We start from the raw sequence: 21,574 nt of genomic DNA on the forward strand, positions 1-21,574 counted from the left end.
CGCTGAACCAGCGAGCTTTTTATTTTTCGCTTAAAAACTCCAATTTAATCTCTTCTTTTTCCTAAAGTTCTTCTCAGACACGCCGTTAAAATGGCATCGAGCGAGGAACATCATGCAAATTCATACTTTAGACAAAGCGGCAATTATTAACGAACTTCAGTTCGGCAATGGTATCAACCATGCTGTCCACGAAGGACGTCGTGCCGATTTTGCACTGATTTTGTCGATGTTTTCTAACGATGTACGCGACGTTGTACCTGTAGAGGAAATCAAAGAAGTAGCCACTAGCGATGATATACTCCGCCAACAACTTGAATTGTCAACGCCTCAAGCTCTTCGTTCTGATAGCAGCAGCTATGAGCTAGCAGCACAACAAGCAAAACAATTCCACGGTGCAGGTCTACCCTCAGCGAAACTGAGTCACTACTTGAAACCAGACGCCCTGACCTACTTGCCGGAAGATACGTTTAACCTTCCTGAAGACGTTTATCACAACCTATCCGGTCATGAGCGACGCAAATTGGGCGAGCGCAACAAAAACCTTATCCCAGATGCAGGGCTATACAATCAACTAGTGACGGCTCAACGTCAGTATCAAATTCAACTGCAAGTATAGAGAGCATTGTTCAACCAACAGCTTGCAGTATCCACAGTCAGAAATGTGACGCCTTACAAATTACCGCACAATAGTCCTCATCCAAAAGCGTTAGTTTGAAGTCTTTCACACTGAGCCTTTCTAATTTCAACCATGCTAATAGCACAAACCACTGGTGTATTTTTTTCACACAGGGATACAGTGAAGGTGTTATGGATATTAAAGAATCAATTATTCTCGTCACGTCTGCAGGTTCTGTTATAGGAAGGACTTGTGCTAGTCACTTTGCTCACCTTGGAGCGACGTTGATTCTTTGTGACCAAAACTCTAGCGCTCTAAAATCGAGCTATGAGCAGATTAGTGCCTTCACAGATAAAGTCTATGCGATGAATGTGTGCAGTGATAACACAACGTCCATTAACTTACTGTTTGATCAGATAGAATCGCAGCTGCGTGCGACACCAGACGTGATAGTCAATTGCTGGACGAGCTCTCCCATGCCTGGCTTGATGGCTCCCGAACCTATGAGTACTTACATTGATCACTTGTCTTCTGCAGCACGTTTCCTCTACACCTATGGCCAGGTGGGAGCCGAACGATTTCGCGCTAGAAATAAGAAAGGGGTAATTGTTAACGTCATTTCCCATGACAGCCATGAAGATTTAACGGGAGTCGAAAGCATGGCTGCTTTGGTATCAGGTTTTACTCACAGTTGGGCAAAAGAGCTCACTCCATTTAATATTCGGGTGGGTGGCGTCATTCCTTCGGTAAACCATACAAGAGAAGAACTTAACGAAAGACACTGGGCCGAGATCCAAGATGAATTGGTTCGCAATACCGCATATATCGTATCAAATGAGTATTTTAGTGGCAGAGTGGTTGCTACAGAAGTATGAATGGACAACGTGTTTGTTGCGTCAAGGGATCGCTATTACTCAACTCTTTCAACAAAAAAAGCCCCAGTCAAATGACTGGGGCTTTACTTTTTCCCGGTTAAGGTTTCGTGCTAGCGAAAACCTTACTCACACGACTCTTAATTACGCGTCAGCTTTTTCTTTCTTTGCTTTAGGCGCCGCTTTCGCTGCTTCTTGGTCTGCTTTCTTCTTGATAACTGTTGTACCTTCGAAAGTTTCACCTTCAACGAATGCTTTACCGTAGTAAGAAGCCATTAACACATCTTTAAGTTCGCTAATTAGTGGGTAGCGAGGGTTCGCACCAGTACATTGGTCATCGAACGCTTCAACTGCTAGCTCATCAAGTTTCGCGATAAAGTCTGCTTCAGCTACGCCTGCCGCTTGGATAGACATTGGGATGTCTAGGTTCACTTTTAGCTCATCCAACCATGCTAGTAGACGTTCAATTTTCTGAGCAGTACGGTCACCAGCTTGGCTTAGACCTAAGTGGTCAGCAACTTCAGCGTAACGACGACGTGCTTGTGGGCGGTCGTATTGAGAGAACGCTGTTTGTTTAGTTGGGTTATCGTTCGCGTTGTAACGTACAACGTTAGAGATAAGTAGTGCGTTTGCTAGGCCATGTGGAATGTGGAACTCAGCACCTAGTTTGTGCGCCATTGAGTGACAAACACCTAGGAATGCGTTAGCAAATGCCACACCAGCGATAGTTGCGGCGTTGTGTACTTTCTCACGAGCGATTGGGTCGTTAGCGCCGTTCGCGTAGCTTGAAGGTAAGTATTCTTTTAGCATCTTAAGTGCTTGTAGAGCCTGACCATCTGAGTATTCGTTCGCAAGAACAGATACGTAAGCTTCTAGAGCGTGAGTTACTGCATCGTAACCACCAAATGCTGTTAGAGACTTAGGCATGTTCATCACTAGGTTAGCATCAACGATAGCCATGTTTGGCGTGATTTCGTAGTCAGCTAGTGGGTATTTAGCGCCAGTCTTGTCGTCAGTAACAACCGCAAATGGTGTAACTTCTGAACCAGTACCTGAAGTTGTAGTGATACATACAAGCTCAGCTTTTTGACCCATTTTAGGGAACTTGTAAATACGTTTACGGATGTCCATAAAGCGCATTGCTAGTTCTTCGAAGTGAGTTTCTGGGTGCTCGTACATTACCCACATGATCTTCGCAGCATCCATTGGTGAACCACCACCTAGCGCTAGGATAACGTCTGGTTGGTAGCTAGCCATTTGAGCCGCACCTTTCTCTACTACAGAAAGCGTTGGGTCAGCTTCAACATCGAAGAATGTTTGAACTTCCATGCCTTGAGCTTTAAGTAGGCTTACTACGTCATCTGCGTAACCGTTGTTGAATAGGAAACGGTCAGTTACTAAGAATGCGCGTTTCTTACCTTCTAGGTCGCCTAGAGCAATTGGAAGGCTACCACGACGGAAGTAGATTGACTTAGGTAGTTTATGCCACAACATGTTTTCAGCTCGCTTCGCTACAGTTTTCTTGTTGATTAGGTGTTTAGGACCTACGTTCTCAGAGATAGAGTTACCACCCCATGAACCACAACCTAGAGTTAGAGAAGGCGCAACGTTGAAGTTGTACAAGTCACCGATACCACCGTGAGTAGTCGGGATGTTGATTAGGATACGAGCTGTCTTCATCTTGTCACCGAAGTAACGGATACGGTCAGCGTTAGTATCTTGGTTAGTGTAAAGACCAGATGTGTGGCCGATACCACCGATCTCAACCATAGTTACCGCTTGAGCAACCGCGTCTTCGAAGTTGTCAGCACGGAATAGACCTAGTGTTGGAGATAGTTTCTCGTGAGCGAATGCGTCATCGTGAGACACTTTACCTAGACCTTCACCAACAAGGACTTTCGTGTCTGCTGGAACTTTAACGCCTGCCATTTCAGCGATTGCCGCTGCTGGCTGACCTACGATTTTCGCGTTTAGCGCGCCATCGATAAGAAGAACTTTACGAACTTTTTCTGCTTCTGCTTTGCTTAGTACATAAGCTTTGTGAGAAGCAAAACGCTCTTTCACTTCATCGTAAACTTCATCAACGACGATTGCAGCCTGCTCAGAAGCACATACTACGCCGTTGTCGAAAGTCTTAGACATAAGGATAGAAGCTACTGCACGTTTGATGTCAGCAGTTTCGTCGATAACAACAGGAACGTTACCTGCACCTACACCGATTGCTGGTTTACCAGAAGAGTAAGCTGCTTTAACCATGCCTGGACCACCAGTTGCAAGGATAAGCGCGATGTCATCGTGTTTCATTAGAGCGTTTGATAGCTCAACTGAAGGTTGGTCGATCCAACCGATGATGTCTTTTGGTGCACCTGCTGCTACTGCTGCATCTAGAACAAGTTTAGCTGCATCGTTAGTCGAGTTTTTCGCACGTGGGTGTGGTGAGAAGATGATACCGTTACGAGTCTTCAGAGAGATTAGAGATTTGAAGATCGCTGTAGATGTAGGGTTAGTCGTTGGTACGATACCGCAGATGATACCTACAGGTTCAGCGATAGTCATAGTACCTAGGTTGTCATCCTCTTCTAGGATGCCACACGTTTGTTCGTCTTTGTATTTGTTGTAGATAAACTCAGAAGCGAAGTGGTTCTTGATTACTTTATCTTCAACAATACCCATACCAGATTCTTCAACCGCTTGTTGAGCTAGCGGGATACGGGCTTGGTTAGCTGCAAGCGATGCTGCACGGAAGATTTTGTCTACTTGCTCTTGAGAGTAAGTAGCGAACTCTTCTTGCGCTTTCTTAACGCGAGCAATCATTGCATCTAGTTCAGCCATATTAGTTACAGGCATAGGGAATCTCCTAAAATTAACAAATATTAAAAACTTTTTACTAAGGCTATTACTTATCGTTTTTACTGTTTATCAGTCACTTAGAAAACAAACGTCTTAGTAAATTGCTTTCAGGACTGAGTATAATATTTCAGAGTGTGAAAAAAATTGACTTGGATCAGTTCTCACGACCTAAATACCACCAAAGTGGTGCCTCATCACACTAAAACGACATAACTCACTGATAAACAAATAAATTAACCTTCACTTTTTATTGAACAAAAAAGAAGCAAATAGACAAATAAATAAAAGAAACTACAACAACCTGTAAAAAAGTTTCATTTTTAGCCAACAAAATTACATGTAGGCCCAATTCCTTGTGCTACTGAGAGTATATCGAACCGAATACATCTCTCTACAAACCACCTTAGTTTTTATCAAAAGTGTGCGAATGTTAACGTTTATGTAAAACAGCACACTTTGACAGCAACTTTATACGCAACAATTCTTTTCCAGATTAGATACAGTTTATTAAAGAATTAGTTTTTCTCACTAAAACAGTAGGAAATGCGTTAGTTTTTTTCATTTCTTCCAACCCAACTTTTGCCTTACATTACGCCCAAATTACCCCTTCGCCTTTTCACTAATGTGAACTTTAATGAGTACGCAACATGCAAACTTTTGAACTTGCTATCTTCTTGCAGTTTTTTCTTGGTTTGGTCGCCGCAGTAAACCCTGTTGGTATCATGCCTGTGTTTGTGTCACTAACCGGACATATGACACCAGACGAAAAGCGCAATACGGCAACCACAGCGAACGTGGCTGTTGCTATCATTCTGATCATTTCGCTCTTTGCTGGCCAGTTACTATTAGATATGTTCAGCATTTCTCTGGATTCGTTTCGTGTTGCAGGTGGGCTACTGCTACTTAGCATCGCGTTCTCGATGATGAGCGGTAAACTGGGGGAAGATAAACAAAACAAACAGGAAAAATCAGAATACGTGAGTCGCGAGCAGATCGGTGTTGTTCCTCTTGCGATGCCGCTAATGGCAGGACCAGGCGCAATCAGTTCTACTATTGTTTACGGTGCACGCTACCCAAGCATGTTTGATACGTTAGGCATCAGCATTACAATTGGCTTGTTCTGTCTATGCTCGTGGCTGTTGTTCCGCTCTGCCCCACTGATCGTGCGATTTTTGGGCCAAACTGGTATCAACGTCATTACCCGTATCATGGGTTTGATATTAGGCGCATTGGGTATTGAGTTTATCGCCAATGGTTTACGTAACTTATTTCCAGGATTAGCCTGAGTTTCTATAAAATTGTATGATAGAGCGATTCAACAATGGATCGCTTTGTCATGACGACTGACTCTCTCAAACATACTCTTTATGTCACCATTTTTGGTACTCATACCAAAGCTGGTCGAACCTTCGATATTGCACTCATTATCGCGATTATCAGTTCTCTAATCGTACTGGTCTTAGACTCAATACCATCCGTGCGCGCCGAATGGACAAAAGAGCTGAAATACTTGGAGTACACTTTTACCGGTTTATTCACTATTGAGTATTTTCTCAGGCTTTATTGCTCTCCAAAACCAGCCGCCTATGCGAAAAGCTTTTATGGCATCGTTGATTTACTCGCGATTTTACCTACTTACTTAGCACTGTTTTTCCCTTCTGCCTCCTTTATGGGTGTAATAAGAGCACTGCGAGTCATGCGAATATTCCGCATACTCAAGTTGGTCCGCTATCTTCAAGAGTCCAACATCCTCTTACGCTCTCTACTGATGGCGCGCAGAAAGATTTTTATCTTCTTTAGCTCTGTCGCCATTATGGTCACGATCTTTGGGTCACTGATTTTTGTCATTGAGGGGCCTGAAAACGGATTTACTAGCATTCCGAAAAGTATTTATTGGGCTATTGTGACCATCACAACGGTTGGATATGGTGACTTGGTACCTCAAACAGATCTCGGAAAAGGACTTGCCTCACTCACCATGTTGTTGGGTTATTCAATTTTGGCGGTCCCTACTGGTATTTTCACAGCAGAGCTTCACCAAGAAATGCAATCGCACAAAGTATTAGTGAAGTGTCCTAACTGTTCTCACGCCGGGCACGACTCTGATGCGACTTACTGTAAACACTGTGGTAGTGAACTGGCCGATCCTGACAAACGCGTTGTTCGTGGAGAAGACGAAGCATAAAAAAGAGCTCCCTAGGGAGCTCTTTTATTTTGTCATCAAACAAAGATTGATGTGATTATGCTTTCTCAGAAAGAATAATGCGTAACGTACGACGCAATGGTTCTGCTGCGCCCCAAAGTAGTTGGTCACCAACAGTGAAAGCATTTAGGAAGTCATCACCCATTGCCATCTTACGTAGACGACCTACTGGTACGGACATAGTGCCTGTTACTTTTGCAGGTGTAAGTTCTTGCGCGGTAATATCACGATCGTTAGGAATCACTTTAACCCAGTCATTATGAGTGGCGATGATTTCTTCGATTTCATCCATTGGGACATTTTGCTTAAGCTTGATAGTGAGTGCTTGAGAGTGACAGCGCATCGCACCAATACGGACACAAGTACCATCGATTGGCACAGGCGAGCTTTGTGAGCCCAAAATTTTGTTTGCCTCTGCGCCCGCTTTCCACTCTTCTTTACTCTGACCGTTATCACGTTTCACATCGATCCACGGAATAAGCGAGCCAGCTAGTGGTACACCGAATTTATCGGTAGGGAAAGAACCGCTGCGCATTGTGTCTGCAACTTTTTTATCAATATCTAGGATAGAGCTTGATGGGTTTGCAAGTTCGGAACTTACAGAGTCATTGATAACGCCCATTTGCGAGATCAGTTCACGCATGTTTTGCGCGCCAGCACCAGAAGCGGCTTGGTACGTCATTGCGCTTGTCCACTCAACAAGGCCTTTCTCGAATAAGCCACCTAGACCCATTAGCATTAAACTAACCGTACAGTTACCACCAACAAATGTGTTCGTGCCACCGTGGATGCCTTGTTGGATTTGCTTTAAGTTCACAGGATCAAGCGTGATGATGGAATCTTCCGCCATACGTAACGTAGATGCTGCGTCAATCCAGTAGCCTTTCCAACCGGCTTGACGAAGTGCTGGGTAAACTTTTTCTGTGTAGCTACCACCTTGACATGTAATTACCGCATCAAGCTGTTTTAAGCTTTCAATATCATACGCGTCTTGCAGTAAGCCTGCGTCTTTTCCTAAGTTAGGAGCAGGAATACCAACTTGAGAAGTACTGTAGAATACTGGTTCGATTAGGTCGAAGTCTTTCTCTTCAACCATACGCTGCATAAGGACTGAACCAACCATACCGCGCCAACCAACTAAACCAACTCTCATCGTATTAACTCTCCATGTATTAAAAAACCTACCCCATAGTTAATTTTTCGCATCAAAATCTCAACCCCTATTTTGTAAATAAGCCTATTTTTTAACCTTTTCCTATGAAAATTCGTGTTAAACGAGATTTTTTAGTGTTTGGTTTGCGATTTCGGCCATTTTTCAAGTAGGGAAAGCCCTGTTACTCCAAATTGGTCTTACCACTCAGTGATAAAATAACACATGAAGCACAATAATTTCACATTACACAACATTTAAAACCAAAAAAGTCAAAACAAACTAACAGTTAATTTCACAAGCAAACGTTTTTGCCGACGAACATCAAGATAAAACACCAAATATTCGAAATATAATTTTTGTTAATGTATGTTATGCGCGATTACAACAAGGAGCGCCTTCCTCTATTGCTCCAAGATTGACAGAGGCACATATGAAGCAAGTTACACCACGCCTACCAAGCTTGATACAGGTATTTATCTCGCTCGGTTTATTTCTACTGCTGGCATTTTCGTTCACTGCCAAGCTAGACCTACCGATCCAGCTAGCGCTGTACATCGGTTGGTTCATTATCATGATATTAGGCATTAAGCTTGGTCATCAGTACAAAGATCTGGAAAAAGCTGCACTAAATGGCATTTCCAATGGACTTGGAGCCGTCTTAATTCTTCTTGCCGTTGGCGCGCTTGTTGGTACGTGGATCTCTGGTGGTATTGTTCCAACCATCATTTACTACGGCCTTAAAGCAATTCACCCTTCTATCTTTTTGCTCGCAACCATGATCATCTGTTCATTGACTGCGCTAGCGACTGGCACCTCTTGGGGCGCTGCTGGTACTGCTGGTATTGCGATGATGGGTATTGGCCAAGGCCTTGGCGTTCCTGCACCAATTACAGCTGGTGCGGTGCTTTCAGGTTGTTACTTTGGTGACAAAATGTCGCCTCTATCGGATTCCGTCATCCTTGCTTCATCTATGTCTAACGTTGAAGTAATGGAACATATTAAAGGCATGCTGCCGATCGCACTCATTAGCTACATTATTACAGGCATTATGTTTACTGCATTTGGTTTCCACTACGCAGGTCAAGTTGACATGAGCCAGGTAGACTCTGTAATTAAAGCGATGGAGCAGCAATTCTACATCACGCCTTACTCATTTGTTCCTGTGATCATCGTATTGTCACTTCTAGCAATGCGTATGCCTTCATTCCCAGTGATCAGTTTTGGTTCTCTGCTCGGTATTATTTGGGCAGTAATGATTCAAGATGTGGACTTCCTAACCGCGTTCAACACCGCTTGGGCTCCGTTTGCGATTTCTTCAGGCGTAGATTTCATTGACTCAATTCTTAACCGTGGCGGCATGTCTTCAATGCTTGGCTCGGTAGCAGTTATCGTATTCGGCCTTGGTTTTGGTGGTCTACTAGATAAAGTGGGTGTGTTAGAAACTATCGCTAAGCTGTTTGAAAAACGCGTTCAAAGTGCAGGTTCACTGGCAACAAGTACAATCGGTACAGCCTTTATGGGGAACGTATTTGGTTCAGCGATGTACGTTTCACTTATCCTGACACCAAAAATCTGTGCGAAGAACTACGATCGCCTAGGCTACAAACGTAAGAACTTGTCTCGTAACGCAGAGTTCGGCGGCACATTAACCTCAGGTATGGTTCCATGGAGTGACAATGGTATCTACATGGCAAGTATTCTGGGTGTTGCGACACTATCTTATGCACCGTTCATGTGGCTAAGTTTTGTATGTATCATTGTGACCATCATCAGCTCCTACATGGGTTGGTTTGTTGATAAATGCGAACCAACGGCGGAAGCAGTTGAACAAGCAGAAGGCGAACTGAAGCAGCAAACCGCTTAAGTTCGCATAGGTAGGAAGAATCTCTCTTTCCGAGTGAAAGACAAAGAAAAAGAGCGCGTGAGCGCTCTTTTTTATATCTCAACCAAACGTTAACTTTGTTTGGCTTGCGTTTTCACTGCTGCACGCTTACCAAACCAATAGCCCAAGCCAAGTGGTGCAAAGAATATAACGGCAATGAACAAGATGAAGTAGATAATGGTACTTTTAACGAGCTCAATCAGCTTGGTCATAGCTAAACTGACCACTTCCTGCGAGACTCGGTCCATATCTTGAGCAAACTTCTCACGCTCATGGGTAATGATCTGCGCGATTTCTTGGCGCTCTCTGGCTACCATCAGCTCTAAAGCTTGGCGCTCCTCACCCAATTGAGATAAACGCGCTTGCGTTTTTTGGTCAATATCGTCAACCAAAGGTTGTAACTCTACCGCCATTTGCTCTGCCAAATAGCGCATGTACTCTGGATTGTTATCAATAAAGTCCTTCATCGAATCAGCCGTAACTTGTAGGCTATTTAGCGCAGCATTAACTTTTTCGATGCTGGCAGAGCTATTTAATGCTAATAACTGCGCCTTCCAAGTCATAATTTTGGGGGTCTGTTCTGATACAAGGCTTAGACGATCCGAGACATCCCCTAATGCTTCTGGCATTGTACCTAGCGTAGTCACTGCCTCTTCCTCGCTAATTTGATTCGCATCTAACCACCCACGGTAAGCTGGCGTCCTGATCATACTTAAGTCCGCGAATGGATGTTGCTTAACGAACTCTGCAACAAACGCTTGTGTCTTGATGTACGCTTCTTGTTTCAACAGAGATTGAGCCAGTTTATCCACCTCTTTCGCTAAGTGAGCAGAAACTAACTTTGCCTCATCTGTCGCAAATAGTTCATTACCAGGGCCAGTCGTAAAGAATTGATCCATCTGTAGCGTAAAAGTCCAAGTATCAATCAGTGCTGCCATTGGCGAGACTTGGTATGCTGCGGCTTGAAGACCTTCTTCAGCATTTATCTTCCAAAGCAAAATATAAGATTGATGGACTTTATCATGCGGCTCATATTGATCGTGCAATGCATCAGCAGCTTGCTCTACCTGAGCAAAAAACTGTTGCGCATACTCACGAGTCAGGAGACGCATATTAAGCTCTTGTTTGGTAAGAGGGACGGTTTGACTCTCGATTTTCACTTCTAACAGGGAGCACCCTGAAAGCATCACAACCAACCCTATCAACATCATTGAAGACAATCGACGAACGGACATGAAAGTACCTTTAACAAATTGTATGGAACAGGAATAAAGCGAACTAAGTCATATAGTTCGGGCCTTTAATACCCCAACTCTGATGATTGTAAGTCAGAGCAATATCAATCTGTTAGCGCTTCTTGTATCTTTTCACTATTGAGAACGTGGTTAGCGAAAAGTATGGTTTGCTTTAGGACATCATCTAAACGTGTCAGTTTCTCTTCCGGCACTTGTTGCCCTTGTTTAATCAACAGCTCAATATCACACGAAATGCAGTGCAATGGCATTGCCCCTAAACTTCCCGAGACCCCTTTAAGACTATGAGCCGCTCTTTGCGCTTGCTCTTTATCCTCTTCTAATAGCCGATGCATTTTTGAACCATCGCCAGAGTGATCCTGAATAAAGACTTCAAGTAACATTCGCACCGCGCTTTCATCTCCCGATAGCGAGTCCAGCATCTTATTGATATCTATATACGGCTCACGTTCCACGACTGCCACTTGTGATGTGTTCGGCTCATTATGACTCTGTTCGTTAACTTGGCCGTTTTGAGCGCTTTCGGACTGAGCAGAAAAAACAACGTAAGACCCACCAGCTTGTTCAGACTCTTTATCTTCTGCTCTTGATGGTGTTAGCGGCTGAACGGTTCTTTGGGAGAAAAGCCCCCATGAAATAAGAGAAAGAAATAAACCACTGATTACTGACAACCAAGTAACAAAGGTCATCAACTTTTGTTCCAACTGATCATTTATCGAAGTTAACTGGTTCGGGAAATCAGGATTAAGCAGTTGATTAACTAGATAGCTGCCTTGCGCCTTGGCAGATAGCGCGCTTGAAGCCTGGGCAAGTTGACGCTGAAAAGCACTTCGCTCTTGAGGAGAAAGCGTGTCCGACTCGATAAAGAGTCGGTCTAAATCACGATAAGTATCGCTATTCGTTGCTGAGTCACTAAAAATAGACTCCAAAACAAGTGCGCCTAAGCGATAGTACATTGATTGAATTTGCTCAGAGTTCTCAGCTCGGGCGCGGCTTCTTCGCAACTGTTCAGCCAATGATACAAGCTCACTGTCACTCCCTACAAAGGCTCGAGCACTTTCTAAAAATCGATCGGTCGCATAAAGCAATTGAGTAATATCTGGTGTGATTTTTCCTTCAGAAAACTCACTTTCCAGCTGTAAGCGAACTGCATAGGCTAACTGAAGTTTTAGTGAAACTTGGTCGACGTGCTTAACACGATAAGGCAGATCAAAGTTAAAAAAGTGTCTGACTTCTTCGACTTTGCTTCCTAGCTCATTCACTGTTGAAATGGTTTGAATCGTTTGTTTGGCTTGCAACCAAATCCCTAGCGCTAAAACACACCATAAAACGAACCAGAACCAAACAAACCGCCTCATTCCTTCTTTTAGCTTCAGCAACTCTCGCTCCTCGCATATCTCCATTAATTACAAGCATATACTATGGATGTTTCTTATTCACATAAAAAAAGAGAGCCATTGGCTCTCTTAATTTGACGATACGGTTTTAGTTGCGACTCAGCTGATCTTTTAGATTTGGAGGCGTACCTTTAATCGTTAAGGTATCCGTCTCTGGGTCATAAAAAATACGCTCGCCAAGCAATAGGCTATCAAAGCTAATATTCAAGCCACCGCCAGCACCAACAAATTTAGTCAGTTTGCGAACCGTCGCACGGTCACCAGGGAACGATTCTTCAAGCTCGTACCCTTGCTCTTTGGTAAAATCCATAAAGCTTGTGCCATCTTGGCTTGGAGGAAGCTCTCCAGAAAGCTCTGAGATTTGAACCTCATCACCAGATTTAATTTGCTCATTGCAGTAATCGTAAACTTGTTTCTTGTACTCATTCACTTCTTGCTTTTCTAGCTTCGAGTCAGCACAAAAATCATCCACCGCCTGCATTAACACTAAGTTTTGTTGTTTAGTATCTAAGCCGATGTCCGCTTGCAGGAAATCTAGGAAGAAATCCGCCACTTTACGGCCAACGCGTCCCTTGATGTATTGCAAGTAACGATTAGATTCCTTGTCAGTGTCGTAGCTCGACAAGTCAATTCGTGCCGCAATATCCATTTTGGTGATATCTAGGTAATCCGTCGCACTGATGTCCAAACCTTCGGTCACTTTTAAACTTTGGTTCATTGGTAAGATACCGATGAACAAGTAGTCCGTTGCTAAACTCTGATACTCAGCGAAAACCAAAATACCTTCATCCGCAAATGGGTACTTAATCAACTCTTCTTTCAAGCGATTTGCACTAATTTGTGAGAAGTCGTAAAAATCTCGCTCTCCTTTGCGCATTTCTTGAAGCCAAAATTGAAATTCGCTGTCTGACTGGAAAGAGCCAAAACCTTTACCAGCTTTAGAATGGAATACTCGGTGAAGCTCAGCGACTAAGTTTTCAGTAGATGCATCGTTCTCTAATGATGCTGGACGAAAGTTTACAACTAGCTCGTCCTGATCGTTTTTGCACAGTTGATGCAGAATAACGTTTGAAAGATGAAGGCTCATAGTGATTTTATCTTGCTACAAGGTTTTAGTTGATGGGCATTGTAGGTTATCATAAGCCGCTTTTACTATCATTATTAGAGTCTTTATGCCGATTACATCTAAATATACTGACGAGCAAGTAGAGAAAATTCTTGCTGAAGTAGCAACAGTTCTTGAAAAACACGCTGCTTCTCCTGAGTTGACGCTAATGATTGCCGGAAATATCGCAACCAATGTCTTAAATCAACGTGTTGCTGCTTCACAACGCAAAGCGATTGCTGAAAAATTTGCTCAGGCGCTGATGTCTTCTTTAGAAACACCAAAAACACACTAATAACGGACAATAGAACACATACATGGTAGACAGCGGAAACTCATACGGCGAACGTGTATCTCGACTGGTTGGTTGGGGTCACTGGTTTGCATTCTTTAATATCGTTGCATCGATGTTGATAGGCACACGCTACATTGTTCAGTCTCCTTGGCCCGAGACGTTACTTGGTCAGTTTTATCTGGCGGTTTCTTGGGTTGGTCACTTTGGCTTTCTAGTTTTCGCGCTTTACTTGCTCGTTCTATTCCCGTTAACGTTTATCCTGCCATCGCGGAAATTGTTCCGTTTGGTGGCAGTGATTTTCGCGACCGTTGGGCAAACCATATTATTGATTGATACCCAAGCGTATCAGTCGATCAATTTGCACTTAACTCCTGTCGTTTGGGAGTTACTATTCAGCGAAGATAAAAGTGCACTCAGCACTGATCTACAACATCTGTTTGTTGTAATGCCGCTGATCTTCCTTATTCAGCTCGCTCTATCCGAATGGGTATGGCGAAAACAGCGCAAACTATCTCATAAGCACGTAGGACGTCCTCTAGCAGCTGTATTTTTCCTCAGCTTTATGACCAGCCATTTGGTTTATATTTGGGCAGATGCATACTTCTACAATCCAATTACCAGTCAGCGTTCAAACTTCCCATTGTCTTATCCGATGACGGCGAAGAGCTTTATGGAAAAACATGGTCTACTTGACCGTGAGGAATACCTAAAACGCTTAGCGGAAAATGAAGGCAACGTAGAGTTAGTCAATTACCCTCTAGAAAAGCTAGAGTTTAACCGTCGAGTCAATAAGCTCAACGTGTTGATGATCAGCGTAAATAACCTGCGTGCAGACGCGCTGAATCCAGAAGAGATGCCTAACCTCTATGAGTTTGCCGAAAACAATCAGAACTTCCGTAACCATTACAGTTCAAGTAATGATACTTACGGGGCTTTTGGTTTGTTCTACGGCTTACCAACCAGTTACGCCTCAAGCATCAAGGCGCAAGGTGCTTCGCCAGTGTTACTCGATGTACTGAAAGATCAGGGTTACAACTTCGGCCTATTCAGTGGCAGCGGGTTTGAAGATGATCTCTACTCAGAGATTATTTTCCGCGACTTAAAACTAGCGGAAGACCTCGATGGCACACAAGCTCATACCGATAAGCAATCTATCGCGAACTGGAATACATGGTTAACAGAGAAAGCGAGTCAACCATGGTTTAGTTACATCGAAGTCACCACCGTTGATAATTTTGAATCGATCCCTTCAAATAATGACGAAGAAATGTCCGCAAGTGATCGCTTCAAAAAAGCTTATGAATATGCGGTGAAATCAGCGGATAAAACCGTCGCTAGTATTATTGATGAGCTTGAAAAAAATGGACTATTAACAAACACCATCGTGATTATCACTTCTAATCACGGTAGTGAGTTTAACGAAACCAATACGAACAGCTGGGGCGCAAACAGCAACTACAGCCGTTATCAGTTACAAGTTCCTATGGTCATCCAATGGCCAGGAATGTTGGCTGGTGAATTTAATCACAGCACAAGCCACTTGGACCTTTCGGTCACGTTGTTGCAGGATATGCTCGGTGTATCTTCCAACCCATATGATTACAGTAGTGGTCGTAACCTATTTGACGAAAGTCGTCGCCGTTGGATCCTAGCGGGTGACACTCGTGAGCTTGCCTTAATTACTAGCTCACAAACCACAGTGATCGATAAGTTTGGCAACTACAAGTTGTATGACAAAAATTACAAACGACTTCGAGATGATGCACCGAAGTTGCCAGTTTTGATGCAAGGTTTAACTGAGTTACAGCGTTTTTATTCTAAAAACGATTAATACCTAGCAATCCATATACTATTCAAACTCCCCTTTTTGGGGAGTTTTTGTTTATTTAAACAACACAAACCACAAATTTGCGCAGTAAACATCCAATCAGTTCAACTAGGGGTTTACAACATTTTCAAAGCCTTATATTATGCGCCTCAACAACGGAGAGATGGCTGAGTGGTTGAAAGCACCGGTCTTGAAAACCGGCATACGTTAATAGCGTATCTAGGGTTCAAATCCCTATCTCTCCGCCACATTTAGAAAAAGCCCGCTAAGAAATTAGCGGGCTTTTTCGTATATCCAGATTTGAAAAGATTTGTACAAATCCCTCCTTGAATACAAGCCAAGCAATCGCCACATTCAGAAAGAACCCATTAGAAAATTAGCGCCCTTTTCGTTCCAGTGTCCCGTTATGAATCAGGTTGATACTCACGTCTAGTTGTATTTACTTACCAACAAAAACTTCTTTAGCGGCATTAATGAGCTGTAAATGGATTGGGACGAGGTCAGCATGATTCGTTCGATATCCACCTCCAACGACAGCTGCGACAGGGATACCTCGAGATTTCACTGTTTGCATTAAAAATCTATCACGTTCTAAAATCCCTTGCGTCGACACATCAAAATATCCAAGCTCATCGTCTTGATGTATATCGACACCAGCATCGTAGATAACCAAATCAGGGCGATGAAGATTAAGTGCCATATCGACCACTTCTTTAAACGCCATTAAAAAATCCTCATCACCTGTTCCTCGCACCAAAGGCACATCGAGGTCAGACTGAGGCTTCCTCGCTGGGAAGTTTTTATCACAGTGGAAAGAAAGCGTGATGATATCTGGCTCATCGTGACATAAAGTTGCTGTTCCATCCCCATGATGAACATCACTGTCAATGATCAATACTTTATCGACATTCTCAACTTCGAGTGCTTGCCTAGCCGCGATCACTAAGTCATTAAATAAACAAAAACCACTGCCAAACTCTTTGTGTGCGTGATGATACCCACCACTCAAATGAATGGCCACACCGTACTCAAGTGCCTTTTTTGCGGTCAGAGCCGTGCCCGCTGCTGAAGTTAGCGTTCTGGTAATGAGAGACTCACTCCAAGGAAAACCTATTCGGCGCATCCTCGCAGCTGGCATGTTTCCACTAACAAGTAACTCGACATATTCCTGGTCATGAACACGTTTTACTTCCTCAACAGTTAATGCTTCTGGCTGGAAAAACTGCACGTGTTCTTTCCAGTTACCTTTCTCCATATGCACCAATACCGATTCATAGAGGTACTGGTATTTCATAATTGGGTAACGATGCCCCTCTGGCAACTCAAGTTGAGAATAAATCGGGTGGTAGATAAATGGCAGCATGAGAAATTCTTAATAACAATGGTAACGAAATAGTATCAACTTCAAGGGTTGAATAAAATGCAATTTAATTGATAATGATTTTCAATAACAATTAAATTTAATATACATATGAATTCTACTTTCTTTGCTATTCTCGGCGCACTGTTTGGCTCTCTTTGTGCTCTGTCCCTATTTTCATCTTTCGTTGTTGGTGCGTGGTGGCTGGTTGATTTTATTGCGCTTAGCTAACACAATGACTTTCAACTGAAATCAAAAAATATAGGTGTTTGTATGAGTCAAACCGTCTTTATTACCGGAGCAAATCGCGGCATTGGCCTTAGCTTAACTGAGCTGTACCTGAAGCAAGGCCATCAAGTACACGCTACTAGCCGTTCCTTAGAGAACAGTTCTGAACTACAAACTCTAGCCTCACATTACAGCAATCTAGTTTTGCACGAACTGGATGTCACTCACTACGAACAAGTCGCTCTGCTTGCAGATAAGCTCCCCGCCATCGACTTACTCATTAACAATGCGGGATATTACGGCCCCAAGGGATATGGCTTTGGAAACACTGACGTAGAGGAATGGCGTAAAGTCTTCGAAGTAAACACCATTGCACCGTTAAAACTGGTTGAGCACTGTTACCCTCGCTTACAACAAGGCAAGATAAAAAAGATTGCTTGTCTCTCATCAAAAGTGGGGAGCATGACCGAAAATACGTCCGGTGGCGGTTATATTTATCGTTCATCGAAAGCGGCGCTAAACTCGGTTGTTAAAAGCTTGAGTAATGATTTAACACCTGAAGGATTTACCGTTTTAGCGCTTCATCCTGGTTGGGTAAAAACGGCAATGGGCGGACCAAATGCATTGATAGATACGCAAACCTCCGCACAGGGCCTCGCGAACGTGATAGAGCTCAGTACACCGCAACTTTCAGGTCGATTTATTAACTACGATGGTACTGAACTACCTTGGTAGCGGCGTTAAGAAACAACCATCAATAGACCAAATAACATCTAAGCTAGGCTTCATAATCGTGACTTGGTTGGCAAACATAATGTTCACCGGTGATCCACCAGCATAATTCGCGCAATCTAACTTGAATTTATCTATATCCAATCCAGACTTATGAAAAAGTAGAACAATTAAGGAGAAGGCACGATGGCAGCAGATAGGGATTTGGTTAATTTTAGCGAAGAACACGAGCTAAACTACTGCTTGAGAAGTGCTGGTAAACGCCAAACTCAAGCGAATCGAGATACATTAGTTGACTTAGGCAACCAGGTGAAAGAGGTACTGGACAAACGCGTGTTAACTCAAGGTGAAGTAAGAGGCGCGATCCAAAACCACGGCGACCTGTTCGAGTAATCTATTTTCAAGTAAGCGCGGCTTAATTACGCCGCGCTTGTCTTAGGTCCGCTTACCTTTGGCTCCACCAGATTTAGTTGCGCCACCACTCTTTGAATAACTACGCTTTTTACGTTTAAACGCAGGACGTTCCACCTTGGGTAGATGACGCAATGAATCAGGGATCGGCCCTGCTTTTACTTGTGCCATCAAGCCATCAATGCGTTGCTCTAGTGCTTGCATAAACGGCTGATATGCCTGATTTCTCTCTGCCATACCTTGTAACTGGTGCTCCCAATGAGCCGTCATATCTGGGTACGTTGAATCCTGTGGCAAGGCATGAATGAGACCTCTTCCCGCAGGAGAGCTGAGAATTGATTTACCTTGACGCGTGAGCAGTTGGCGTTTGAACAGCGTGTCCAAAATACCAGCGCGAGTCGCTTCCGTACCTAGCCCATCAGTATCACGAAGGATTTTTTTCAGTTCTTTATCCGCAACGTAACGGGCGATCCCGGTCATCGCTTGCAACAGCGATGCCTCGGTAAAGTGCTTTGGTGGCTCGGTTTTTCGGTCTTTTATTTCCCCTTCACGACAAGTTAACACGGTGCCTTCTGGTAACGGTGGCACGGCATCAATACCTTCATCTTCCTTGTCAGTTTTGCCCATTAGCGCTTTCCAACCCGGCGAAACTAACTGACGACCTTTCGCGATAAACGTACCACCAGCGATATCGAAAACCAATTTCGCTTCTGCGTAAACCGCCGCCGGATAAAACTGCATGAGATACTGGCGCGCAATCAATTGATACACTTTCATCTCATTACCCGAAAGCGCATTCACATTAGCTTGTTTTGGTGTAGGGATAATCGCATGGTGCGCATCCACTTTTTTATCATTCCAAGCTTTGGACTTTAATGTTAAGTCTGCTCCCTGAACGGCACCTTGCAGCTCTTTTGCGTTATTCGCAATAGCAGTTGTCACTGTCCCTGCTTGCGAGTAGTGTTCCATCGGTAAATAGCGACAATCTGAACGCGGGTAAGTGATCAGCTTGTGCTTTTCATACAATGCCTGACAAGTATCTAGTACTTGTTGCGCACTCATACCATAGCGCTTCGCTGCATCGATCTGTAAAGCAGATAATGAATAAGGTAATGGTGCTGATTGCTTGGTTTGCTTTTGTTCCGACTCCGTCACTTTAGCGGGTTGATTTGCAATACGGTTTGCAACGTTTTCCACTAACTTACGGTTTAACACTCGCCCTTCTTCATCCTGCCAAGGCTTGCATGCCTCACTTGGCTTCCAACGAGCACGAATATCAAAAGTACCATTGGCATCTTGATATGGGATCAGAGCATGTAGGGTAAAATAGTCTTTCGGGACAAAGTTTTCGATTTCTTCATCACGACGCACCACTAAGCCAAGAACTGGCGTTTGCACTCGCCCTACCGAGAGAACACCTTGATACCCTGCTTTTTGACCAAGCAAGGTATAAGCACGAGACATGTTCATACCATACAGCCAATCAGCCCGAGAGCGGGCCAATGCAGAAACTGAAAGTGGGATAAACTCGCGATTACTGCGCATAGAACTGAGTGCGCGTTTAACCGCAGGTAAGTTCAAGTCGGAAATCAGCAAACGCTGTGTGGATTCCTTCTTGGTTTTAGATAACTTGCAATAGTCGAGAACTTCATCAACTAACAGCTGACCCTCTCGGTCTGGGTCTCCTGCATGAATGACTTCGTTAGCTTCTTTGAGCAATTTACGAATCACTGTTAATTGCTTACTTGCGCTTTTCCTCGGTCTGAGCTGCCATTGCTGCGGAACAATTGGTAAATCTGCCATATTCCACTTTTTATAACGCTCATCGTAAGCGTCAGGTTCGACTTGTTCGAGCAAATGGCCGATACACCAAGTAACGATATCCCCGTTCCCACAGCGGATGAATCCTTGATCTTTCTTTTGAGGGTTTGGCAGTGCCGCGGCAATCGCACGGCCTAAGCTTGGTTTTTCAGCAATAAACAGACGAGACATAACGTTTTGGAAATAAATATAATTAGGGCCACATTAACTAATGTAGCCCTAACAAATCAAGGAAAACTGTATAAATAAACAGTTAATTTACCTAGGTGCTCAGTTATAAAAACTCAACAAACTGAGAGAGGTCACGCTCAGGAACTTTCATCGGTGTGCAACCAGGCGTACCTAAGTACAAGAAACCAACAATCTCATCGTCGCCTTCTAAACCAAACGCTTGATGAACTTCTGGATGGAACATCCACTTACCTGAGCGCCAAAACCCTTGAAAGCCTTGCGCTACGGCTGCCATCTGCATGGATTGTACGGCACATCCCGCAGATAAGTGTTGCTCTAGTGCCGGCACTTTCTCATGTTCCGTTACTTTAGCAATCACCGTGATCACCATTGGCGCACGAAATGGCGCATTTTTCACCTTTTCGACCACCACTTCATCACTATTTTCAGCTTCTGCCGCTTTTACCAAGATATCTGACAGTTTTTTCAAACCATCGCCCTGTGCGATAACGAAACGCCAAGGGGTTAATCCCGCATGGTCAGGCGCACGAAGGCCTGCACGAATGATGTTCTCAAGTGCTTTACCTTCTGGTGCAGGCGCAGATAACTTCGCGATAGATCGGCGATTGAGCAAAAGATCGAGAGCGTCCATGAAAGAATCCTTATCGAATATCGTTGTTATTTTGTTTACGCCACTTTAGCACAATCTGTTCCTACGAATAACAACCGGTTTTCTGTGGGCTTGATAACGTGCTTCACTTAACATCAAACTGGATTTAATGTTAATTTATTCGCGAAATGAATAAGTTGAACATAGGCTGGTTGATGAACAAGGATAAACAAAACAGCATTTACGAAAAGATCGTTAATGACGAAGATGCCCGTGCCTGTAAGGCGATTCCTGAATCAGCTTGTCATCAAGTTCCCGGCAACTTTCTTAAAATCATTCTTGCTCAGTTTTTAACGAAGGTCGGCGATGCGTTAATCAACCCCAAAGTCACGTTGCCGTGGATACTACAAAGTCTTGGGGCACCGGTTTACTTAATTGGTTGGCTGGTTCCTATTCGTGAGTCAGGTTCCCTTATCCCACAACTTAGTATTGCGCACTATATTCGTCGCCTCCCTGTAAGAAAATGGGTCTGGGTAATTGGCAGCATCTTGCAGGCTCTTTCCATATTTGCGATCGGATTGGTCGCATTAACTCTGACAGGAGCTGCTGCGGGTTATGGTGTAATTGCATGTCTTGTGATCTTCAGTCTCTCACGCGGTTTAAATTCCGTCGCATCAAAAGATGTGTTGGGAAAAACCATCCCCAAAAACTAACGAGGTCAAGTCAACGGCTGGTCTTCAAGCGCTGCTGGCCTTGTTACACTACTTTTCGCTAGCCTTCTGGCACT

18 protein-coding genes and 1 tRNA gene are annotated in these 21,574 nt (G+C 43.8%); 11 read left to right on the forward strand and 8 right to left on the reverse strand.

The window, feature by feature from the left end; all coding sequences use genetic code 11:
* Window positions 1-112 precede the first annotated feature (112 nt).
* Together NB463_RS00150 and NB463_RS00155 are read left to right on the forward strand one after the other, a co-directional pair.
* A complete protein-coding gene (locus NB463_RS00150; RefSeq protein WP_005396531.1) occupies window positions 113-616 on the forward strand; it encodes a VC2046/SO_2500 family protein in 504 nt (167 codons plus the stop codon).
* Between the two features lie 191 nt (window positions 617-807).
* On the forward strand, window positions 808-1,491 hold the full coding sequence (locus NB463_RS00155) for an SDR family oxidoreductase (RefSeq protein WP_012841565.1): 684 nt from the start codon (window positions 808-810) through the stop codon (window positions 1,489-1,491).
* 141 nt (window positions 1,492-1,632) lie between these two features.
* Here NB463_RS00155 and adhE read toward each other — a convergent pair whose 3' ends face one another.
* Window positions 1,633-4,335, reverse strand: a complete 2,703-nt coding sequence (adhE, locus tag NB463_RS00160; RefSeq protein ID WP_012841564.1) for a bifunctional acetaldehyde-CoA/alcohol dehydrogenase — start codon at window positions 4,333-4,335, stop codon at window positions 1,633-1,635.
* Between the two features lie 650 nt (window positions 4,336-4,985).
* Between adhE and NB463_RS00165 the strand changes: the two genes are divergently transcribed.
* Together NB463_RS00165 and NB463_RS00170 are read left to right on the forward strand one after the other, a co-directional pair.
* On the forward strand, window positions 4,986-5,624 hold the full coding sequence (locus tag NB463_RS00165; protein ID WP_258432449.1) for a YchE family NAAT transporter: 639 nt from the start codon (window positions 4,986-4,988) through the stop codon (window positions 5,622-5,624).
* A 35-nt stretch (window positions 5,625-5,659) separates the two neighbouring features.
* The gene (locus tag NB463_RS00170) at window positions 5,660-6,523 is read left to right on the forward strand and encodes an ion transporter (protein ID WP_258432450.1); all 864 of its coding nucleotides are present in this window, start codon (window positions 5,660-5,662) and stop codon (window positions 6,521-6,523) included.
* Window positions 6,524-6,578: 55 nt separating this feature from the next.
* On the opposite strand, the gene asd is transcribed toward NB463_RS00170, so the two are convergent.
* Window positions 6,579-7,694 carry an aspartate-semialdehyde dehydrogenase gene (asd, locus tag NB463_RS00175; protein WP_005396526.1) on the reverse strand — a complete coding sequence of 372 codons (1,116 nt, stop codon included), beginning with the start codon at window positions 7,692-7,694 and terminating at the stop codon, window positions 6,579-6,581.
* A gap of 430 nt (window positions 7,695-8,124) precedes the next feature.
* Between asd and nhaC the strand changes: the two genes are divergently transcribed.
* Window positions 8,125-9,558: a Na+/H+ antiporter NhaC gene (gene nhaC / locus NB463_RS00180; RefSeq protein ID WP_005396525.1), complete on the forward strand. Its 1,434-nt coding sequence runs from the start codon at window positions 8,125-8,127 to the stop codon at window positions 9,556-9,558.
* Between the two features lie 89 nt (window positions 9,559-9,647).
* Here the strand turns inward: nhaC and NB463_RS00185 are convergent, their stop codons facing one another.
* The 3 genes from NB463_RS00185 to yejK form a co-directional block, all read right to left on the reverse strand.
* Window positions 9,648-10,811 (reverse strand): hypothetical protein, encoded by a 1,164-nt coding sequence (locus NB463_RS00185; protein WP_053808809.1) that lies wholly within the window; start codon window positions 10,809-10,811, stop codon window positions 9,648-9,650.
* A gap of 104 nt (window positions 10,812-10,915) precedes the next feature.
* Window positions 10,916-12,232, reverse strand: a complete 1,317-nt coding sequence (locus NB463_RS00190) for an Hpt domain-containing protein (RefSeq protein ID WP_257082658.1) — start codon at window positions 12,230-12,232, stop codon at window positions 10,916-10,918.
* A gap of 82 nt (window positions 12,233-12,314) precedes the next feature.
* A complete protein-coding gene (yejK, locus tag NB463_RS00195) occupies window positions 12,315-13,313 on the reverse strand; it encodes a nucleoid-associated protein YejK (RefSeq protein ID WP_005396521.1) in 999 nt (332 codons plus the stop codon).
* Window positions 13,314-13,398: 85 nt separating this feature from the next.
* Here yejK and NB463_RS00200 point away from each other — a divergent pair, with 85 nt between their 5' ends.
* The 3 genes from NB463_RS00200 (at window position 13,399) to NB463_RS00210 (ending at window position 15,702) form a co-directional block, all read left to right on the forward strand.
* Window positions 13,399-13,626, forward strand: a complete 228-nt coding sequence (locus NB463_RS00200; RefSeq protein ID WP_005380722.1) for a YejL family protein — start codon at window positions 13,399-13,401, stop codon at window positions 13,624-13,626.
* 22 nt (window positions 13,627-13,648) lie between these two features.
* On the forward strand, window positions 13,649-15,457 hold the full coding sequence (locus NB463_RS00205; protein ID WP_046874519.1) for a DUF3413 domain-containing protein: 1,809 nt from the start codon (window positions 13,649-13,651) through the stop codon (window positions 15,455-15,457).
* Window positions 15,458-15,611: 154 nt separating this feature from the next.
* Window positions 15,612-15,702: transfer RNA gene (locus NB463_RS00210), tRNA-Ser, on the forward strand.
* A gap of 191 nt (window positions 15,703-15,893) precedes the next feature.
* On the opposite strand, the gene NB463_RS00215 is transcribed toward NB463_RS00210, so the two are convergent.
* A complete protein-coding gene (locus NB463_RS00215; protein WP_258432451.1) occupies window positions 15,894-16,817 on the reverse strand; it encodes a histone deacetylase family protein in 924 nt (307 codons plus the stop codon).
* Window positions 16,818-17,087: 270 nt separating this feature from the next.
* On the opposite strand from NB463_RS00215, the gene NB463_RS00220 reads away from it, so the two are divergent.
* Together NB463_RS00220 and NB463_RS00225 are read left to right on the forward strand one after the other, a co-directional pair.
* Window positions 17,088-17,777: an SDR family oxidoreductase gene (locus tag NB463_RS00220; RefSeq protein WP_053808806.1), complete on the forward strand. Its 690-nt coding sequence runs from the start codon at window positions 17,088-17,090 to the stop codon at window positions 17,775-17,777.
* 183 nt (window positions 17,778-17,960) lie between these two features.
* Window positions 17,961-18,167 (forward strand): hypothetical protein, encoded by a 207-nt coding sequence (locus NB463_RS00225; protein ID WP_005380717.1) that lies wholly within the window; start codon window positions 17,961-17,963, stop codon window positions 18,165-18,167.
* A gap of 42 nt (window positions 18,168-18,209) precedes the next feature.
* Here the strand turns inward: NB463_RS00225 and NB463_RS00230 are convergent, their stop codons facing one another.
* A complete protein-coding gene (locus tag NB463_RS00230) occupies window positions 18,210-20,177 on the reverse strand; it encodes a DNA topoisomerase III (RefSeq protein WP_258431461.1) in 1,968 nt (655 codons plus the stop codon).
* 103 nt (window positions 20,178-20,280) lie between these two features.
* Window positions 20,281-20,829 (reverse strand): NAD(P)H nitroreductase, encoded by a 549-nt coding sequence (locus NB463_RS00235; RefSeq protein ID WP_053808804.1) that lies wholly within the window; start codon window positions 20,827-20,829, stop codon window positions 20,281-20,283.
* 173 nt (window positions 20,830-21,002) lie between these two features.
* On the opposite strand from NB463_RS00235, the gene NB463_RS00240 reads away from it, so the two are divergent.
* Window positions 21,003-21,500 carry a hypothetical protein gene (locus NB463_RS00240; RefSeq protein WP_258515954.1) on the forward strand — a complete coding sequence of 166 codons (498 nt, stop codon included), beginning with the start codon at window positions 21,003-21,005 and terminating at the stop codon, window positions 21,498-21,500.
* Window positions 21,501-21,574 lie beyond the last annotated feature (74 nt).

The organism is Vibrio sp. RM-41-2B (assembly GCF_024744415.1).
In the GTDB taxonomy this organism is placed as follows: Bacteria; Pseudomonadota; Gammaproteobacteria; order Enterobacterales; family Vibrionaceae; genus Vibrio; species Vibrio diabolicus.

What these genes read in the sequence shown, in the direction of transcription:
- yejK (WP_005396521.1), bottom strand. Translation starts at nt 13,313, where the DNA reads ATGAGCCTTCATCTTTCAAACGTTATTCTGCATCAACTGTGCAAAAAC.
- NB463_RS00155 (WP_012841565.1), top strand. Translation starts at nt 808, where the DNA reads ATGGATATTAAAGAATCAATTATTCTCGTCACGTCTGCAGGTTCTGTT.
- nhaC (WP_005396525.1), top strand. Translation starts at nt 8,125, where the DNA reads ATGAAGCAAGTTACACCACGCCTACCAAGCTTGATACAGGTATTTATC.
- NB463_RS00230 (WP_258431461.1), bottom strand. Translation starts at nt 20,177, where the DNA reads ATGTCTCGTCTGTTTATTGCTGAAAAACCAAGCTTAGGCCGTGCGATT.
- NB463_RS00235 (WP_053808804.1), bottom strand. Translation starts at nt 20,829, where the DNA reads ATGGACGCTCTCGATCTTTTGCTCAATCGCCGATCTATCGCGAAGTTA.
- NB463_RS00190 (WP_257082658.1), bottom strand. Translation starts at nt 12,232, where the DNA reads ATGGAGATATGCGAGGAGCGAGAGTTGCTGAAGCTAAAAGAAGGAATG.
- NB463_RS00165 (WP_258432449.1), top strand. Translation starts at nt 4,986, where the DNA reads ATGCAAACTTTTGAACTTGCTATCTTCTTGCAGTTTTTTCTTGGTTTG.
- asd (WP_005396526.1), bottom strand. Translation starts at nt 7,694, where the DNA reads ATGAGAGTTGGTTTAGTTGGTTGGCGCGGTATGGTTGGTTCAGTCCTT.
- NB463_RS00205 (WP_046874519.1), top strand. Translation starts at nt 13,649, where the DNA reads ATGGTAGACAGCGGAAACTCATACGGCGAACGTGTATCTCGACTGGTT.
- NB463_RS00220 (WP_053808806.1), top strand. Translation starts at nt 17,088, where the DNA reads ATGAGTCAAACCGTCTTTATTACCGGAGCAAATCGCGGCATTGGCCTT.
- NB463_RS00200 (WP_005380722.1), top strand. Translation starts at nt 13,399, where the DNA reads ATGCCGATTACATCTAAATATACTGACGAGCAAGTAGAGAAAATTCTT.
- NB463_RS00150 (WP_005396531.1), top strand. Translation starts at nt 113, where the DNA reads ATGCAAATTCATACTTTAGACAAAGCGGCAATTATTAACGAACTTCAG.
- NB463_RS00240 (WP_258515954.1), top strand. Translation starts at nt 21,003, where the DNA reads ATGAACAAGGATAAACAAAACAGCATTTACGAAAAGATCGTTAATGAC.
- NB463_RS00170 (WP_258432450.1), top strand. Translation starts at nt 5,660, where the DNA reads ATGGATCGCTTTGTCATGACGACTGACTCTCTCAAACATACTCTTTAT.
- NB463_RS00185 (WP_053808809.1), bottom strand. Translation starts at nt 10,811, where the DNA reads ATGTCCGTTCGTCGATTGTCTTCAATGATGTTGATAGGGTTGGTTGTG.
- NB463_RS00215 (WP_258432451.1), bottom strand. Translation starts at nt 16,817, where the DNA reads ATGCTGCCATTTATCTACCACCCGATTTATTCTCAACTTGAGTTGCCA.
- NB463_RS00225 (WP_005380717.1), top strand. Translation starts at nt 17,961, where the DNA reads ATGGCAGCAGATAGGGATTTGGTTAATTTTAGCGAAGAACACGAGCTA.
- adhE (WP_012841564.1), bottom strand. Translation starts at nt 4,335, where the DNA reads ATGCCTGTAACTAATATGGCTGAACTAGATGCAATGATTGCTCGCGTT.